General features: G+C 46.7%; 17 protein-coding genes. 11 read left to right on the top strand and 6 right to left on the bottom strand.

The window, feature by feature from the left end; translation table 11 throughout:
- Window positions 1–155 precede the first annotated feature (155 nt).
- A complete protein-coding gene (locus tag Q0757_RS03235) occupies window positions 156–392 on the bottom strand; it encodes a hypothetical protein (protein WP_298784701.1) in 237 nt (78 codons plus the stop codon).
- On the opposite strand from Q0757_RS03235, the gene Q0757_RS03230 reads away from it, so the two are divergent.
- Window positions 383–1,957, top strand: a complete 1,575-nt coding sequence (locus Q0757_RS03230; RefSeq protein WP_298784699.1) for a BCCT family transporter — start codon at window positions 383–385, stop codon at window positions 1,955–1,957. The two genes, Q0757_RS03235 and Q0757_RS03230, sit on opposite strands and share 10 nt — an antisense overlap.
- Before the next feature lie 136 nt (window positions 1,958–2,093).
- Complete coding sequence (locus Q0757_RS03225) at window positions 2,094–3,182, top strand: EAL domain-containing protein (RefSeq protein ID WP_298784697.1); 1,089 nt, start codon at window positions 2,094–2,096, stop codon at window positions 3,180–3,182.
- 45 nt (window positions 3,183–3,227) lie between these two features.
- On the opposite strand, the gene Q0757_RS03220 is transcribed toward Q0757_RS03225, so the two are convergent.
- A complete protein-coding gene (locus tag Q0757_RS03220; RefSeq protein WP_298784695.1) occupies window positions 3,228–4,835 on the bottom strand; it encodes an L-lactate permease in 1,608 nt (535 codons plus the stop codon).
- A 332-nt stretch (window positions 4,836–5,167) separates the two neighbouring features.
- Between Q0757_RS03220 and Q0757_RS03215 the strand changes: the two genes are divergently transcribed.
- From Q0757_RS03215 to Q0757_RS03195, 5 genes are all read left to right on the top strand, one after another.
- Window positions 5,168–6,373, top strand: a complete 1,206-nt coding sequence (locus Q0757_RS03215) for an ornithine--oxo-acid transaminase (RefSeq protein ID WP_298784693.1) — start codon at window positions 5,168–5,170, stop codon at window positions 6,371–6,373.
- Window positions 6,374–6,390: 17 nt separating this feature from the next.
- Entirely contained in the window at window positions 6,391–7,938 is a 1,548-nt protein-coding gene (gene pruA / locus Q0757_RS03210; RefSeq protein ID WP_298784691.1) for an L-glutamate gamma-semialdehyde dehydrogenase, read from the top strand.
- Window positions 7,939–8,121: 183 nt separating this feature from the next.
- On the top strand, window positions 8,122–9,354 hold the full coding sequence (locus tag Q0757_RS03205; RefSeq protein WP_298784689.1) for a dicarboxylate/amino acid:cation symporter: 1,233 nt from the start codon (window positions 8,122–8,124) through the stop codon (window positions 9,352–9,354).
- 209 nt (window positions 9,355–9,563) lie between these two features.
- Window positions 9,564–9,998, top strand: coding sequence for a GAF domain-containing protein (locus Q0757_RS03200; protein ID WP_298784687.1), 435 nt, complete (start codon window positions 9,564–9,566; stop codon window positions 9,996–9,998).
- A complete protein-coding gene (locus Q0757_RS03195; RefSeq protein ID WP_298784685.1) occupies window positions 9,926–11,254 on the top strand; it encodes a bifunctional diguanylate cyclase/phosphodiesterase in 1,329 nt (442 codons plus the stop codon). Before Q0757_RS03200 ends, Q0757_RS03195 begins: the two co-directional genes overlap by 73 nt.
- 57 nt (window positions 11,255–11,311) lie before the next feature.
- On the opposite strand, the gene Q0757_RS03190 is transcribed toward Q0757_RS03195, so the two are convergent.
- Together Q0757_RS03190 and Q0757_RS03185 are read right to left on the bottom strand one after the other, a co-directional pair.
- Entirely contained in the window at window positions 11,312–11,635 is a 324-nt protein-coding gene (locus tag Q0757_RS03190; RefSeq protein ID WP_298784683.1) for a 2Fe-2S iron-sulfur cluster-binding protein, read from the bottom strand.
- Window positions 11,636–11,741: 106 nt separating this feature from the next.
- Window positions 11,742–12,332, bottom strand: a complete 591-nt coding sequence (locus tag Q0757_RS03185; RefSeq protein ID WP_298784682.1) for a protein-L-isoaspartate(D-aspartate) O-methyltransferase — start codon at window positions 12,330–12,332, stop codon at window positions 11,742–11,744.
- A gap of 203 nt (window positions 12,333–12,535) precedes the next feature.
- Here Q0757_RS03185 and trxA point away from each other — a divergent pair, with 203 nt between their 5' ends.
- Window positions 12,536–12,850, top strand: a complete 315-nt coding sequence (gene trxA, locus Q0757_RS03180) for a thioredoxin (protein WP_022794304.1) — start codon at window positions 12,536–12,538, stop codon at window positions 12,848–12,850.
- A 50-nt stretch (window positions 12,851–12,900) separates the two neighbouring features.
- Here the strand turns inward: trxA and Q0757_RS03175 are convergent, their stop codons facing one another.
- Window positions 12,901–13,863, bottom strand: a complete 963-nt coding sequence (locus Q0757_RS03175) for a bile acid:sodium symporter family protein (RefSeq protein ID WP_298784673.1) — start codon at window positions 13,861–13,863, stop codon at window positions 12,901–12,903.
- A gap of 230 nt (window positions 13,864–14,093) precedes the next feature.
- On the opposite strand from Q0757_RS03175, the gene Q0757_RS03170 reads away from it, so the two are divergent.
- Both Q0757_RS03170 and Q0757_RS03165 read left to right on the top strand, forming a co-directional pair.
- Window positions 14,094–14,822 carry a TIGR02206 family membrane protein gene (locus Q0757_RS03170; protein ID WP_298784670.1) on the top strand — a complete coding sequence of 243 codons (729 nt, stop codon included), beginning with the start codon at window positions 14,094–14,096 and terminating at the stop codon, window positions 14,820–14,822.
- A gap of 641 nt (window positions 14,823–15,463) precedes the next feature.
- Window positions 15,464–16,456, top strand: a complete 993-nt coding sequence (locus Q0757_RS03165; protein WP_298784668.1) for an NlpC/P60 family protein — start codon at window positions 15,464–15,466, stop codon at window positions 16,454–16,456.
- A 70-nt stretch (window positions 16,457–16,526) separates the two neighbouring features.
- Here Q0757_RS03165 and Q0757_RS03160 read toward each other — a convergent pair whose 3' ends face one another.
- Window positions 16,527–17,375: a Cof-type HAD-IIB family hydrolase gene (locus Q0757_RS03160; RefSeq protein WP_298784666.1), complete on the bottom strand. Its 849-nt coding sequence runs from the start codon at window positions 17,373–17,375 to the stop codon at window positions 16,527–16,529.
- A 182-nt stretch (window positions 17,376–17,557) separates the two neighbouring features.
- Here Q0757_RS03160 and Q0757_RS03155 point away from each other — a divergent pair, with 182 nt between their 5' ends.
- A complete protein-coding gene (locus Q0757_RS03155) occupies window positions 17,558–18,001 on the top strand; it encodes an ASCH domain-containing protein (protein ID WP_298784664.1) in 444 nt (147 codons plus the stop codon).
- Window positions 18,002–18,043: the final 42 nt, after the last annotated feature.

The raw sequence follows: 18,043 nt of genomic DNA, 5'->3' as shown, positions 1-18,043 counted from the left end.
TTATAGTACAATTTGCTTTGTTGAGACTATATTATAACAGTATGTATTTTTCGTCAACTGTTTTATAATAATTTTTTGAAATTTTTATTTCCTTCTTTAATAGAGGCTCCGCATCCCTTGTTTAAATAGTTTTTCTCTTTTAAATAAACTATTCTTCAAATCCCTTCTGTATTAATACAGAAGGAGGAACTATTAAAAAGTGATTTTTCACCTTCAAAGCCAAGGCTTTTACTAAAATTGTGGGCTTTTTTATTGACGAAGCCCATCGGTTCTACTAAGATATGTTCTTTGTGTCCGGCTGCTGAAAACCGCTCCCCCTGTCCCGGCGTTTCTCTGCCTGCATAAATCTTTACTCCATATATAAAAGAAAGTAGGAATATTTGTGTCTTCACAACCCCCAAATCATTGGAAAAACAATGACTGGCCGGTCACGCTTTTAAGCGGTGGACTGTTGATTTTATTTGTCGTTTTTTCTCTTATTAACGCTGGAGCTGTCGGCCAGTTTGTCACGACCACCTTTAACTGGGCTGTTGTCTTTTTCGGAGCCTTTTGGCAGATTCTTTTACTTGCCACTTTTTTCATCGGACTCTACATCGGCTTTTCGAAATACGGACATGTACGCCTTGGAAATTTAGCCGTACCGGAATTCAGCTATTTTAAATGGCTTTCCATCATTATGTGTACCCTGCTGGCTGGCGGTGGTGTTTTCTGGGCCGCAGCGGAGCCTATTTATCATTTTATGGATCTTCCCCCGGTATTCTCCGGGCTTGAAAGCAGCTCCTCCGAAGCAGTACAGCCTGCGCTCGCTCAAAGCTTTCTACACTGGGGCTTTCTCGCCTGGGCTATTCTCGGAACACTGAGCACCATAGTGTTAATGCATGCTCATTATGATAAAGGCATGCCTCTTCGTCCGCGGACGCTCCTTTATCCGGTCTTCGGCGAAAAAATCGCTGTTCACAGTCCGCTTGGTACCATCGTGGATGTGTGTTCGATCGTTTCGGTCGCTGCCGGTACTATTGGTCCTATTGGCTTTTTAGGCACTCAGGCAGGCTACGGTTTTGAGACCCTCATGGGGATCCCCAATAATTACCCGACCCAGTTTATGATTATTGCCGGGCTTGTAGCTATTGCTTCTATATCCGCCGTCACCGGTATTCATAAAGGGATTCAGCTTTTGAGCCGGTTTAACGTATGGTTTACGATCGTTTTGATTTTATTTATATTGCTTATTGGTCCGGGCGGTTTCATTTTAGACGCCTTTATCTCTTCATTTGGAGTGTACACGCAGGAATTTGCACAGATGAGCAGCTTTCGCGGAAGCAATGAGTGGCTCGGTTTATGGACGGTCTTTTTCTGGGGATGGTTTTTAGGCTATGGGCCGATGATGGCTATTTTCATCACGAGAATTTCCCGTGGCAGAACGATCCGGCAGCTGATCCTCGCCGTGTCTATTATCGCCCCGCTCGTAACAAACTTCTGGTTTACCATCGTTGGCGGCTCGGGCATCTTTTATGAATTAAATAATCCGGGATCAGTTTCAGACGCCCTGTTTGAATCAGGCATGCCAGCTTCGATGATGGCTATCGTACAGCAGCTGCCGCTCGGAACCTTTATCGCCTTCTGCTTTCTATTAGTCACTATTCTTTTTGTGGTGACTACGACGGATTCTATGTCCTACACAATTTCAATTGTAGTCAGTGACAGCGAAGAGCCTCATCCTGCCATTCGTGTATTCTGGGTGGTTATTATGGGAGCCGTAGCTGCCTGTCTGTTGTTTATCGGTGAAGGAAGTGTGGACGCCCTGCAGTCATTTATTGTAGTAACAGCCGTCCCTGTTTCCCTTATTCTGCTGCCAACACTCTGGCTCGCGCCGAAAGCAGCCAAAGCAATGGCACAAAATCAGGGAATTACAGCCTCCTCTTCCATAGAAAGTGAAACAAAAAAAGAAGCACAGTAATACGCTGCAGAGAAAGGAAATCCTCCTTTTCTCTGTTTTTTTTTATGTTTTTTTCAACAATTTCTTTTGGAACCCGATAAAATAGAGAGAAATAAAGCTATACAAGCGTACGTTTTGAATAGGAGGACCTAAGATCATGAATCAATGCTCCAGTTGCACAGCACTGCCTGCTTTGGAATCTTCCGGGTATCTGTTGTTCACTCATACATCCTTCAGTGTGCTCCGTGAGCTTCGTTATCATATGCTCCAGAACGGTTACAATTCCTGCATTCAGGATAATACGCTTTATTATTACTATTCTGCTGTCCAGACACTCAGTCCTTTTCTGGATTTCATTGAACGTGCCCTTCCCGAAGACCTAGCCGGGTTAAAAGGTGCCTGGACAGATAAAGATCAACAGGCTCATGCAAACATGATTAATTTTCCTCAGCTGAAAGAACGGATTTCCCGTCCCTCATTCATGACCGTTATCAATAATCAGCAGTTTACTCACCACATGCAGCCGATTATTCAATTGAATACCGGTGAAGTAATGGGATACGAATTCCTCATGCGTTCGCAGGCAGAAGCTGCCCAGTTCCGGCCGGATCAGCTGTTTTCTTTCTCCCAGCAGAGCGGTCTGCAGTCGCTTTTAGACAATCGGGCGCGCATCGCGTCTATTAAAACAAGTGCCAAATATTTAAAGCCTGGCATCAAACGGTTTATTAACTTTCTGCCCTCTTCAATCTATGATCCCGATCACTGTCTGCTTTCTACATTTGCCACAGCCCGGAGCTTAGGTATTTCCACGAAGGACCTTGTGTTTGAAGTGGTGGAAACAGAGAAGTTTGATAATCTCGAACACCTGCTTCGTATTTTTCAAATCTTTCAATCGCACGGTGTACGCGTAGCTCTAGATGATCTCGGGGCAGGCTACTCGACGATTGACGTTATGGAGGAGCTCCAGCCGCATTACGTAAAAATCGACCGTTCGCTTGTCGACTATTGTGATCGGGAACTTAAAAAGCAGCAGCGGCTGGAAAAAATCATTTCACGCGCGGGGAGCCACGGTATTATTACACTGGCCGAGGGAATCGAGCGTTCTGAAGAATTAAACTGTGTGCGCGAACTTGGGTTTGACCTGGCCCAGGGATACTTGATTGGAGAACCAAAAGCAGCCCTCCCATTTCAGGCTGATCAGAATGAACTTGTTTATTGCCCGGGAAATAAAAAGGACCGAAGCTGAAAAGCCGGTCCTTTTTGCTGTGTTTTTTTATTTCGCCTAACCGATTTAATGAATAAATAGACTTAGACCAAAGGTCCACAGGCAGACAAATAACAAAAGGTACAGGCTGTATTTAAGCGTCATTTTCATTAATTGCCCTTCCTGACCTGTCTGTCCTACAGCGGCAGTCGCAATGGCAATGGACTGCGGAGAGATGAGCTTCGCCATTACGCCCCCGGCTGTGTTCGCCGCTACCAGAAGCGCCCCGTCGACACCGACTCCCGAGGCAGCCGTTGTTTGAATAGAAGCAAAAAGTGTATTATTATTTACGACCGATCCTGTCATAAATACTCCAATCCAGCCAAGCACCGGTGAGAGAAACGGGAAAATGTTTCCTGTCATAGCAGCCGCTTCCCCCATAGCCATTGTCAGCCCGCCATAGGTAGCAAGCTTAGCTACTGCAAGAATGGCACAAATGGTGACGATGGGCAGCCACAGCTCTTTTACCGTCTGCATTAATTCTGCCTGCGCCCTGGACCAGCTCATATTTTTGGCAAACAGCACTGTGACGAGCACCGCCAGCAGAATCGCTGTACCTGTAGCCCCGATAAAGTTCAGGTTAAATACAATTCCCTGGCCCGCGGAGCTGCTGTATGTTCCAGGAAGAATAAAACCAAGCACCGCAGGGGAAAGCATGCCATTGTCTTCAAAAAGTGCTTTAAATCCCGGAAAGCTCCATATCATGATAAAAATCGTCAGCAGGTAAAACGGCGACCAGGCAAACACTACCTTTCTCCACGACCCTTTCGCTTTCGGTTCAGCCTGCACGTACACGTTACCATCAAGGCGGAAAATATTAATCGGACGCCAGAACCGCTGGAGAATAGCAAGAGCCCCCATCGCTGCCAGGGAAGGAATAATATTGGCAAGCTCAGGACCAGCAGTAATCGTAATCACTGCCTGAAGCACCGTATATGTTACAGCCGTCACTAAAATCGCCGGGAGAGTTTCTTTGACGCCTTTTAATCCATCCAGAAGAAATATCAGTAAGAACGGAATGCTGAAGTTTACTAACGGAAGCGTGAGTGCGGTCATCTGTGAAACGTCCATGGCAGTGACCCCTTCAAGCTGAAGCGTATCAATAATACCAACCGGTACTCCGATCGCACCAAAAGCTCCGGCTGCGCCGTTAGCGATCAGGCAAAGCATGGCTGCCTGAAGTGGCTGAAACCCGAGTTGAACGAGAAGCACGGCACAAATAGCAATTGGTACACCAAATCCAGCAGCGCCTTCCAGAAAGGCATTAAAACAAAAACCTATTAATAATAATTGCACCCGCTGGTCCGCGGAAATTGAAGCGATGCTGTTTTGGATTGTCTGAAATTTCCCCGAAGCGACTGATACTTTATACAGCCACACGGCCATGATAATAATATAACCGATTGGAAACAGCCCCTGCACAATTCCTTCCGTCACTGCTCCGCCGCTCTGCGCAAGTGGCAGGCCAAAAACTCCCATTGCTATTACAAAGGTAACGCCGAGCGTAAGCAGAGCCGCATAGATGCCTTTCATTTTAAAAAGCGTCAAGCATACCAGAAACAGCAAAATCGGTATGGCAGCCGCCAGAGCAGAAAAAACAATATTTTGAAACGGATCGTACGTTTCCACAAACATGAAAATCCCTTCCTTCTCTCCATCTCTATATGTGAATCATTTCACATATAGAGCATACCTTAGGCAATCCGTTCACACAATAAGTTTGTGAAAATATTCACATAATGTTCTAATTTAAAATCTATTCTTTATTTCCTCCATTATTTCAGAATTTTTCTGTGGATAATTACTGCAATTCAATTTTCAAAAAAGTGCAAAAAAATTAATCAATGAGTGCAAAATTTTTTTCATCTCCCACTCTTTTTCACCAGCCGCTCCCTGCTGCGGGCTCTTCCGAAGTTGGCACAGTTCTTGCAACTTTTACAGTAACCTTACTTTAGGAGTGGGTATGCATGGCAGAAATAATGTCCTCGAGTCAGATTATCGATCAAAACGATAAACACGGTGCCCGAAATTATACACCGCTTCCTATTGTTATTACTGAAGCGGAGGGCATATGGGTGAAGGATCCGGAAGGCCGCTCCTATATTGACATGCTGAGTGCATACTCTGCTGTCAATCAGGGCCACCGCCACCCCAAAATTATTCACGCCCTGAAAGACCAGGCTGACCGGGTGACGCTTACCTCCCGGGCATTTCATAATGATCAGCTTGCTCCTTTTTATGACAAAGTGTCAGCCTTAACCAGCAAGAACATGGTGCTTCCCATGAACACCGGGGCTGAAGCAGTAGAAACAGCAGTCAAAGCGATTCGCCGCTGGGGCTATGAAACGAAAGGAATTCCGGAAGGACGGGCGGAAATTATTGCATGCGAGGGAAACTTTCACGGACGCACGATGAGCGCTGTGTCCCTCTCTTCGGAAGAGGAATACAAACGGGGCTTCGGCCCGATGCTCCCGGGTATTAAAATCGTACCGTATGGAGATCTCAAGGCGCTTGAAAAAGCTATCACCCCTCATACAGCCGGGTTTTTGGTTGAGCCTATTCAGGGGGAAGCCGGGATTGTAATACCCCCTGAAGGATTTTTGCAGCAGGCGTACGAGCTGTGCCGGACCCACCGGGTGCTGTTTGCCGCCGATGAAATTCAATCCGGCCTCGGGCGCGCCGGTAAAACGTTCGCATGCGACTGGGAGGGGGTTACTCCTGATATCTACATTCTTGGAAAAGCACTCGGCGGCGGCGTTTTTCCTATATCATGCGTAGCTGCCGACGAGGATATCCTTGGCGTTTTCACCCCTGGGTCCCACGGATCTACGTTCGGCGGCAACCCCCTCGCCTGCGCAGTAGCAATTGCTTCTCTTGAAGTGATCGAAGAGCAGCAGCTTGCCTCCCGTTCACTCGAACTCGGAGAGCATTTCAAACGAAAACTCGCTGCTATCACTAACCCTCATATTAAAGAAGTAAGAGGCAGAGGGCTGTTTATCGGCATCGAGCTCGACATTCCGGCGCGTGCCTGCTGTGAGCAGTTAAAAGACAAAGGAATTCTCTGTAAAGAAACACACGAAACTGTCATCCGATTCGCGCCGCCGCTCGTTATTTCAAAGGAGGATCTCGACTGGGCGGCTGAACGAATTGAAGAAGTGCTTGCTGAACTTTAATAATAGGAGGCTTTCAAATGTATACAACCTACCGTCATGAACCCTTTACGGATTTTACGAATGAGCAGAACCGCAAGGAATTTGCTGACGCGATCAAAGAAGTCGAAAAACATCTCGGTCAGGATTACCCGCTGATTATTGGCGGCGAGCGGATTATCACGGGCGAAAAGCTTGTTTCCATCAATCCTGCTAATAAAAAAGAAGTGGTTGGCCGAGTCTCCAAAGCCAATCCCGCCTTAATTAATCAGGCCTTCGATGCTGCCAGCGAAGCGTTTCGGTCCTGGAGAACGACAAGTGCCAACGCCCGTGCGGAAGTCATGTTCCGGGCAGCCGCAAAAATGCGCCGCCGGAAGCACGAATTGTCGGCCACACTCGTCAAAGAAGGCGGCAAGCCCTGGAAGGAAGCAGATGCTGATGTGGCCGAAGCCATTGATTTCGTTGAATACTATGCCCGCCAAATGCTCGAGCTGAAAAACGGCAAGCCCATTAACAGCCGTGAGGGAGAATACAACCAGTATGTCTACCAGCCGCTTGGTGTGGCCGTTACCATTCCACCATGGAATTTCGCCTGCGCCATCATGGTGGGGACAACGGTCGCCCCGCTGGTGACAGGCAATACCGTTTTGTTAAAGCCGGCCGAGCCGACCCCTGTGATCGCCGCGAAGTTTGTCGACATTTTAATTGAATCCGGCGTGCCGGACGGCGTCATTAACTTCGTACCCGGTGAACCGGAAGAAATCGGCGATCACCTCGTGGATCATCCGAAAACAGCGCTTATCAGCTTTACCGGCTCCCGGGCAACCGGCACACGTATTTATAAAAAAGCAGCAGAGATTCAGGAAGGCCAGCAGCACCTGAAGCGGGTCATCGTTGAAATGGGCGGCAAAGACACGATTGTCGTCGACAGCGAAGCGGACCTTGATACGGCCGCTGAAGCCATTATCGCTTCTGCCTATGGCTTTTCCGGCCAGAAATGCTCGGCAGGCTCCAGGGTCGTCGCTCACCAGGACGTGTACGATGACGTCCTGAGCAAAGTGGAGAAAAAGGCTAAAGCGTTGTCTGTCGGGGATCCGACGTCCTATGACAACTACATGGGCCCTGTGGTCAACCAGAAAGCATTCGATAAAATCACCGGCTATATCGATATCGGCAAACAGGAAGGCCGGCTTGTGGCTGGAGGAACGAGCGACGACTCCAAAGGTTACTTCATTGATCCGACCGTCTTTGCTGACCTGGACCCGAAAGCACGTATTATGCAGGAGGAAATCTTCGGCCCGGTCGTTGCTTTTACGAAAGCGTCCTCCTACGAAGAAGCCATTGATATTGCCAATAATACCGAATACGGCTTAACCGGGGCGGTCATCTCCAATAACATCGACCGGCTGGAATACGCGAAGCTTCATTTCCACGTCGGCAACCTGTATTTCAACCGCAACTGCACCGGTGCCATCGTTGGCTATCATCCATTTGGCGGCTTTAAAATGTCCGGTACCGATGCCAAAGCCGGCGGCCCGGATTATCTGATTCAGCATCTCCATCCAAAAACAATCAGCCAAATGCTTTAATATTGCTGTCGGTGCTGTAGTATATTTTTACAAAGGAGTTTTCCCACTTTGGGGAAACTCTTTTTTATCTTTACATTCATTACATCTTTTCTGAGCATTCATTTTGACAACACTGTCTGTTTCCTTTAGTTTTATCATGTTGATTAAACCGATAAGAATTCATTAATAAAGGAGGGCCAGCTATTGAAACACCTGTTAAAGCGTTACTTTGATGTCTCACTGATTGCCAAAATTACAACTGCTCTTATTGCCGGTATCGCTGTGGGACTTATTTTTGGCGAAAGTGCCTCCGTGCTCGCCCCTATCGGCGACCTTATGCTGCGACTGCTTCAGTTTATTATAGTTCCATTGATTTTATTTACGCTGATTGTAGGGATCAACCAGACTACTGTCGGAGGTCTCGGCCGGATGGGAGGAAAAGTATTCATTTATTATCTTCTTACCTCTGCTGTAGCAATCGTGGTGGGCACCTCTGTTGCCAGCCTTTTCAACCCTGGCACCGGCACTACCCTGGATGGGAGCGAAAGCTTTGAGACTCCTGATAACCCTGGGGTCACAGAGGTTATATTAAACATTGTCCCGGATAATATTGCCGTAGCCTTTACCGAAATGAATCTTTTGGGCATTATTTTTACCGCCTTTGCTTTTGGGATTGCATTAACCTATCTGCGTTCCTCCTCAAGCTATAAAGAAATAGGCGAGCGTCTATACCGCGGGGCAGAAGCTCTAAACGAACTTACCCTCACCGTGATGAAAGGCATTTTACAGTTCATACCATTTGGCATCTTTGCCATTATCGCTGAGATTGTAGGCAGCCAGGGAGCAAATACCCTTCTCTCCCTCGGTAACTTTATAATCGTGCTGTACGTTGCCCTTGCAGTACAGCTGGGGCTCTATATTGTTTTTCTTTTAGCCGCCAAAACTAATCTGGGCGCCTTCTTCCGGGAAGCGCGCACCCCGATGCTTACGGCCTTCGTCACCCAGAGCAGCTCCGGCACGCTGCCTCTCACATTAAACGCTGCGCGTGACCTTGGGTTAAAGCAGAGCCTCTACGGCTTCAGCCTGCCTCTCGGAGCGACGATTAACATGGACGGCGCTGCCATTCGGGTCGCTGTTTCCGCTGTTTTCGCAGCAAATGTCGTCGGGGAGCCACTTAGCTTTGTGGCCATTCTGCAAATAGTCATCGTCGGGACTCTTGCCACGGTCGGTACAGCCGGAGTCCCGGGCGCCGGCATTATTATGATTGCCACCGTTTTTGCCCAGGTCGGCCTTCCCATGGAAGCAGTAGCACTTTTAACCGCTGTTGACGTACTTGTCGGCATGGGCGCGACCGCTTTAAATGTTACAGGCGATCTCGTCGGAACAAAGCTGATTAATAAAACAGAAAAAACAGGCAGTGCTGCCGGAAAATCATAATCCGAAACGCTGGAGGCATTCTTTGCTGTCCAGCGTTTTTTTATGCTGGACATTCCCATTTTTTTCTAAAATATACAAATAAGGTACTAGAGTATATAATAGTACTTACGACTTAATTATTCAGCTGTTGAACAATAAATGTGATAGGAAGGGAGGGGAATCATATCCTTCATCAGGATACCCAATATTATTTGCGTCTCCAAAGAACAATGAGTCATTTGATGCGTTTAATCGGAAGCATGTTTCCGGCCCATACGGTGTATTTCGCTACTCACGACCATGATACCAATACCATCCACCGGGTATGGGACCAGGCGCATTTGAACGTGCCTGAAGGCTACACTGAATCCTTTCATCATTCGCTCTGCCGGTTAGCTTTAACCGAACTGACCCAATCAATCCGCATCCCTGCTCTCGCTGATCATCCCATCGCCAAAAACCATCCCTTCACCCAATTGCATGGAAACGGCAGCTTTTTAGGCACTATTATCGCTCTCGATAACAACACTTCTATCGGATCGTTATGTTTAATCAGTGACCAGCCATATGAATTCACCGAAAGAGATGAAAAGTGGATGCAGAGCATGGCCTTTATGGTCGGTCAGACAGTGCAGATGGAGCAGGAAAAGTCCGCGATCCTTTGACCGGCCTCTATGATCAGCGTTCGTTCCCTATGTTGTTCGAACATTTAATGCAGGAATATGCTATCTGCAGCCTTTTCTACATTGATGTGGAAAACCTGCAAATGATTAACCAGCAGTACGGGTGGGGGCAGGGCGACAGCCTGCTTCAAAAAATTGCTCATTTTCTCTCCGAGGAGCTCCCGCAGGAAGCCATTATTGGACGTGTGAGCCAGGACGAGTTTGCTGTTCTCCTTCCCCACCCGGAGGATGAAAATGAAGAATACAGCTCTACGAAAGCTGTAGAACAAATGCTGTATCACTTATGGAATTCCCCCTTTTCGTTAAATGGTAATAATGTGTACGTTCATTTCCGTATCGGACTTGCTTATTTTCCCAAAGAAGCTGCCACATATGAAGAGCTCCTTGAGACTGCTAAACGAAGGCTGATGCAGGCCAAGCATAAAAAGGACTCCCGCTATATAATCAGTAACGATAATCAGGCCGATCTTGCCCAGCAGGAGTTCATGCTTAGTAACGAACTGCAAAAAGAAGAATTATACGAGCAGCTTTCCCTTTACTATCAGCCCCAGGTGGATCTAAAAGACGGAGAAATTGGCGGAGTGGAAGCTCTGCTTCGCTGGGACCACCCGGTTTACGGAAGAATACCTCCAAACGTATGGCTGCCTATTGCCGAAAACTCGAGCGCTCTTCCCACAATCGGAAAATGGGTGCTCGAAAAAAGCTGTTCTGAACTGGCGTATTACTTTTCACAAAATAAACCGATAGACCTTTCCGTCAATGTATCGCCACTCCAATTATATGAACCTTCTTTTTCGGGAAATGTATATGACATTTTAACAAAGAAAGGCTTTCCGCCCTCCCGCCTCATTCTAGAAATTACAGAACGGCTGTTCATCGACGAAAATCCGGAGGTTCTGAAAAATCTGGAAGAGCTCCGGGCTATGGGAATCCGTATTGCTATTGATGATTTCGGTGTCGGCTATGCTTCTTTTCACCTTCTCCACCGTTTCCCGATTAATGTTTTAAAAATCGATAAAAAATTAAGCACTAATTTGACTTCCACCGCGAACAAAAAAATAGTCAGTGCGATTATTGAGCTGGCTTATTCCCTAAATATGCGTTCTGTAGTGGAAGGAATAGAAACCTTTGAGCAGCATTCCTTTTACCAGGCCCGACACGTGAAATGGGGACAGGGATATTATTATTACAAACCGCTTCCTTTCCAGGAGCTTTTGAATGAAAAAACCGATGCTTAACATATGTAAAAAAGACTCTCCGCAGCCGCCAGGAGAGTCTTTTGGTGTTCATTTCTATTAATCTACCGGGCGTCTTCCCGGCTCCATATCAGAATTGGAGGCCGTCATAACTGGTGTTACCGTCAGGTCGGAATACACCCGGTTTTGACAGGAGAGCCTGATATTTTCATCAGTAATGTCTTTGTTTTCGAGAACCGCGGCTTCAGGAGCTTCCTTTGGCCCGAGCTCTCCTTCGTTTACTTCACACCTGCAGGTGGTGCACCTGGCGTTTCCGCCGCAGCGGTGCAGAATATCAACATCGTTGTCTTCAAGTGCAAGCACTAATTTTTTTCCTTCTTCTACTTCAAATGTACCATAGCCTTTTACGTGAACCGTTGGCATAGTAAACCTCCTCTTTAAAATAACGTGCATGTAAAGCGTAACACAGTGGAAACCGCCCACATAATCTCCCTCATATTGACTGGTCCTTTACGCCTTCCACGTTTTCTCACGTTTTATCGTCCTGCTCGAGCGGCACGAACGCTACATATTCGACTACATGAGAGCTCACTTCTCCCTGGTGGTTTTTTTCGATGAGAAGCAGTTCCTGCCCCATACGGCCGCCTACCGGCACCATCATTTTCCCGGGAGCTGCCAGCTGATCCACTAAGGAATCCGGCACAGCTTCAGCTGCTGCCGTTACCATAATACGGTCGTACGGCGCATGCTCCGGCCAGCCTTTACTGCCGTCGCCCAGCCGGTAATTAATGTTTGTAAACCCTGCTTCCAACAGGCGATCCTGTGCCCTTTCCTGCAATGGCGGAATTCGTTCGACCGTGTACACAGAGTCGGAGAAAGCTGCTAGCAGAGCGGTCTGGTAGCCGGAGCCTGTACCAATCTCGAGCACCCGGGAGCCTGGCTCCACATCCAGCTCCAGCGTCATTTTCAATACGAGCGACGGTTGAGAGATGGTTTGCCCGTGCCCAATCGATAAAGCCTGATCCCACTTGGCAAGGCTTTTGTCCGTATCCATATAAAAACTGCGATCCATTTCCCTAAAATAGCTTCTTATTTCTTTATCCCTATCATTATTTGCCATAGGTGAACCCCTCTCTTCTTTATGCTTCCGAATACTTACTCTCTGTGAATTTTCTTATTTATATTCTTTCCCGTGCACTTCATTATCCATTCCTTCCCCTTGAAAAAATTGAACCGCTCAAGCATACTTTTAGACAAATAGGGTTATTCGTACTACGATTACTCTATACTCGCAATGAAGCGAAATGAAGGAGGTTCTCATAAATGGCTATTGTACACGTATCAGATCAGGACTTTTCCCAACAGATTTCCGAAGGTGTCGTTCTAACTGACTTTTGGGCACCTTGGTGCGGACCCTGCAAAATGATCGCTCCGGTTCTCGAAGAAATTAACGAAGAAATCGGCGACAACGTCAAAATTGCTAAATTAAACGTTGACGAAAATCAGGAAACCGCCGGTAAATACGGTGTTATGAGTATTCCAACACTCATGATTTTCAAGGACGGCGAAATGGTAGAACAAATCGTCGGCTTCCAGCCAAAGGATCAGCTCCAGGGCCTGCTTGAAAAACACATGTAATTTTCCGTTTTAAAAATCCCGCGCTCACTGTGAGCACGGGATTTTTTCTATTATTTATAATGCTTCCATTCCTTTTCCCTCACAGCCTCTTCCTTCTTCTGGCTTTTCCTTCCCCACCAGGACACGAGCAGCGGCCCCGAAATATTGTGCCAGACGGAGAAAATAGCGCTAGGAAGCGCAGCAAGCGGTGTGAAGTGGACCGTTGCCAGCTGGGTGCCAAGCCCGGAATTCTGCATTCCGACCTCAATCGATACGGCCCGCCGTTTTGTTTCGTCCAGCCCCACCAGCTTCGCCGTGACATAGCCAAGGGCCAGCCCAAAGCCGTTATGAAGCACCACCGCTGCAAAAACCAACAGCCCGGTTGCAGCAATGTTTTCCTGGTTTGCCCCGACGACTCCCGCCACAATCGCAATAATGGCTGCCATGGACACGATCGGGAGCGCCTGAACGCTTTTTTCCACCGTCTTTGGAAATAGCTGTTTGATCATTAAACCGAGTGCGATAGGTACAATAATCACCTGGAAAATGGATAAGAACATTGCCAGCGGATCCACCGGCAGCCACTCATTTGCAAACACTAAAAGAGCAATTGGCGTCAACAGCGGCGCAAGCAGCGTCGACACCGTCGTCATAGCCACTGAGACCGGGAGATCCCCTTTAGCCAGGTACACCATAACGTTTGAGGCTGTACCGCCCGGACACGCACCTACAAGCACGAGACCTGCCGCTATTTCCGGCGGAAGCTGCAGAACCAGGGCAATGATAAAGGCAGCAAGCGGCATGATAACAAACTGCGCAACCACCCCGGTCAGCACCGGCAGCGGCTTTTTTGCCACAATACGGAAATCGGAGAGATTCAGCGTAAGCCCCATTCCAAACATTATGATCCCGAGTAAAATAGTTATGTAACCAGTAATTCCTACAAATACATCCGGCAGCAGATAAGCAATAAATGCAACAATTAACACAAAAACAGCAAAATACTTATTTACGAATATATTCAGGCTGTTCATTCTTCCACTCCTTTATTTTCTCTAAATTATGAAATATTTAGCATTTTAACGCTATTGCCTTAATATTTCAATCCTTTAACGGGAAAAAGGAAGCGGAATACTTTGTTTTTCTTTACATTCTTCTATTGAAACCACGCCTGCCCTGGAGTAATTTGTTTAAAGAGCTGGCCTTGAGGGAAGCTTTTGGCAACGCGTATACTGGTAAAAGGAAAACGAGAGGGGGATTAAACATGTGGTGGTGGAGATTTAATCATGACGGTCCGGTCTTTGAACCCTTTGGTATCGGGCAGCTTATGGTATGGGTTTGTCTTGCCCTTGCCTGCACCGGTATTATACTTTTTCAGAACTACCTTCGGCGCGAGCCCCTGGCCCGTCAGACGATTAAGTGGCTCATCATTTCCACCTTTCTGCTTGGACAGCTGGCCCTGCAGCTTTTTTATATTACCAACGGCATTTGGAACACTCGCTTTTCACTTCCGCTTAAAGTCAGCGATCTTGCCTGGATAGCAGTTGTTATTATGCTTATCACCGGCAGCCGCTTTTGGACTTCCTTCGCGTTCTATGCCGGAACCTCCAGCGCCTTACTTACTATAATATTTCCGGATATGGAACGGTACGGCTTCCCTCATTTTCGGTTTCTTCACTTTTTTATTACTCACGCTCTGATTGTGGCAGGCGTTGTTTATCAGGTGGTGGTGAAGCGTACCTTTATCTCCTTTCGCTCCTTGTTTGTCGTTTGGGGAGCCCTGAATGCTGCGGCCGCATTGGCATTTTTGGTAAATCTCTCTTCCGACGCCAATTACATGTATTTAATGGAAAAACCAGCGTCGCCCTCCCCGTACGATTTGTTCGGCCCGTGGCCGTATTATTTAATCACGCTTCAGGCCATCGCACTAACTGCATTTCTATGCCTGTACACAGGATACCGATTCGTCCTGAAAAAGTTTCTCGTTTTTTAATTTTTCTGTGCATAAAACGAAGACGTCCCACTCTTTAGGACGGAACACCCAAATGCAGTTCCTGTACGGCCCATTTATCAATAAGCCGTTTGGATAACTACTGAATTATTGCAAAAATAAAACATGTATATTTAACACTTATTATGATTTATCATTTTATATTACAAAAATGTTACAAGTATATTACTGTACACCTTCAAGAACTCTACTCATTTCCCTTAATATTTATTTAAAAAACGTCGTATTTTGGTTCACTGCCATTTTTATACATAGTCTTTTTTACCTAAATAACAGTCTTTAGCATTACTTATTAAAAATTCAAACTATTAATAAAACAGTTGGGTTTTTCTGCTTCGATTATTTCAAAAGTACTTTTATAAAAGCATTTTTATTAAAACTATATTACAAAACTTGCACATTATTGAATTGTCTCTCACATTCTTATAGAATTGGGTTTATAGAAAAACACATACTAAAGACTCACAAAAATACATTTAGGAGGTGCAGCTTCACTTCGCTACATCCATTAGCCTGTCTACTACTTATACTTATAAAATCCAGTAATCATATCGAAAAACTTATCATTATACTCCTACATATATAAGACAGCGGATGATACATAAAGCAAGTGAACACACATAATGAAAAAATACTTATTTGGAACAGCAGTAACAGCAGGAGTACTATTCGCAGGCCCTCAGGCAGCGGACGCAGCAATTGATGATCATGGGTCTTTATCCTATGGTGATGTCAACTCCTCCGTAAATGATCTTCAGGAAGCATTAAAAGAAGAAGGCTACTTTGAAGGTTATACCGGTTCCCGCTTCGGCCCTAAAACCCTTCAGGCTGTTAAGGATTTCCAATCAGCAGAAGGCATTTCATCTCCAGCCGGGAACTATTACGGCGTAGCAGGACCTTCGACTCAGGGAACATTAATGGACATTATTGGGTCCAGTTCCTCATCAAACACGTCAGGCAGTTCGAGTTCCACTTCCATTGGAAGCCACGGGTCAATGTCCTACGGAGATGTCAATTCTTCCGTAAACGCTCTTCAAAAGAAACTAAAGGAGCACGGCTTCTTCGAGGGCTACACCGGTTCCCGTTTCGGTCCTAAAACGCTCCAGGCTGTTAAGGACTTTCAATCGGCAACAGGCATCTCGTCTCCTGCCGGCAGCTATTACGGAGTAGCAGGACCGTCTACGCAGAGCGCTCTGATGGATTACGATGGTTCTTCTGCCAGCAGCTCGAGCAGCAATGAACAGGTAGCCGGCATTTCTACAGGCACTGGTTCAGACATCGTCAGCACAGCCAAGCAGTACATGGGCACCCCTTACGTTTGGGGCGGGGAGTCGCCTAGCGGCTTCGACTGCAGCGGCTTTATTAACTACGTATATGATAAGCACGGCAAAAGCATGCCGCGTACTGTGGCTTCTATTTACAGTGCAAGCACAAAAGTTTCAAGCCCGTCCGTAGGAGACATTGTTTTCTTTGATACACGGGGCGGTGCCTCCCATGCTGGTATTTACGCTGGAAACAACGAATTTATTCACGCAGGCGCTTCCACCGGTGTTACTGTCTCAAGCATGAACAGCTCCTACTGGGCACCGCGCTACATGGGAGCAGGCGAAATTTAAACAACTTCAGCAAAAAAAGCCAGTGGCTACTCTAAAGAGAGCTATTGGCTTTTTGCATCTTTTCCGCTGTTTATAAATAGTGTTCAATTGCGTAAGCTACCCCGTCTTCCATATAGCTTTTGGTAACATGATCCCCAGCTTCTATCACTTCTTCCACTGCATTTCCCATGGCAATACTTGTACCGGCAACGTCAAACATGGATAAATCATTCAAATTGTCACCAATTGCCGCTGTGTTTTCGAGCGGCACACCCATTTCTTCTGCCATGCGGCGCAGAGCATACCCTTTGCTCACGCTTGGGTGCGCGATCTCAAGCTTTGTAATCCCAGAGGAAGTTAAAGAAACGTCTGTACGCGGGAACATCCGATCCCGCAGATTTTTTAATCTTTTTTGATCAAAGGACAATACAAATATTTTGTATATTCCTGCCGTTGCCGGATCCACATCACGGTAGTCCTTCATATATCCCGTGCCGTGCTGGGCGTATTGGATGCCCATCTCCTCTTCCGCCCAGGCTGTGGTCACCTCCTCGTTCTCTTCCTGTACCTTCTGCACCTCTGCCCTGAGCCGTTCCTTTCCGCCTTCAAGCAGTATTACTCCCTGATTTGTGTATATCTCGTAGTACCAACCTTCGTTTTCAAGGTCGGGAAGCAGTTCCTCAGTAATCTCTTCAGGCATCACCAGCTGATCAATACTTTTCCCGTCCTGATAGGTCCATGCCCCGTTTCCGACCATCATCGGGCAGTCCAGGCCGGCAGTCTTTAAAATATCCTCAGTATCCTGCAGAGACCGTCCGGAGCAGACGGCTACTATATCCCCCTCTTCCTGAGCGGCTTTTATAGCCCTTACATTTTCTGCACTAATGGAGCGATCTTTTTTAATAAGTGTTCCGTCTAAATCAACAGCGATTAGCTTCATTTCTGATTTCCTCCCAATGTAATGACGATATGAATCTTTCTTATTTACTTTTATCATAAACTTTTGGAGATGTCGCGAATAAATTTGCAGCAGGGTTCTATTAATATGCTCTTCAAAGTTATATATTCCGGTGGAAGTATGTTTTAATAAAAGAAAGACCATCACAGAAACGGGGAGTTGCAATGAACCAGGCAGCAGATACTTATTGGAAAAACTTTTGGCAGCAGCGAAACGAGACCCCTCCCGAGCAGGTGACGGCCTGGTCCTTTGGCGTAGATGCCGATGAACTTGCAGAGCTTGTCGTTTCCGAAGTCAAAACGGCCACATGTTCGGCTTACATGTTTTATGAGATTGAAAATGAACCTCTTCCTTCGATAGGGGATTACAGCGTCGTTTTAAACAGAGCCGGCGATCCGGTATGCATTATCCAGACTACCAGCGTCAAAATTATGCCGATGAACGAAGTACCCAAAGAATTTGCTGAAGCCGAAGGGGAAGGAGACCGTTCATACGAGTACTGGTGGAAGGCACATGAACAATTTTTTACCGAAGCGCTCGAAGAGGTCGGGGAAATATTCCGGGAGGATATGACAGTCGTCTGCGAACGGTTCGAGGTAGTGAAGTAAGGAAGCATCTATAAAAAAGAAGCTGCCGGCAAGCAGCTTCTT

The sequence above is a fragment of the uncultured Marinococcus sp. genome, assembly GCF_947493875.1.
In the GTDB taxonomy this organism is placed as follows: Bacteria; Bacillota; Bacilli; order Bacillales; family Marinococcaceae; genus Marinococcus.
This window is presented reverse-complemented; position numbering and strand designations above follow the sequence as displayed.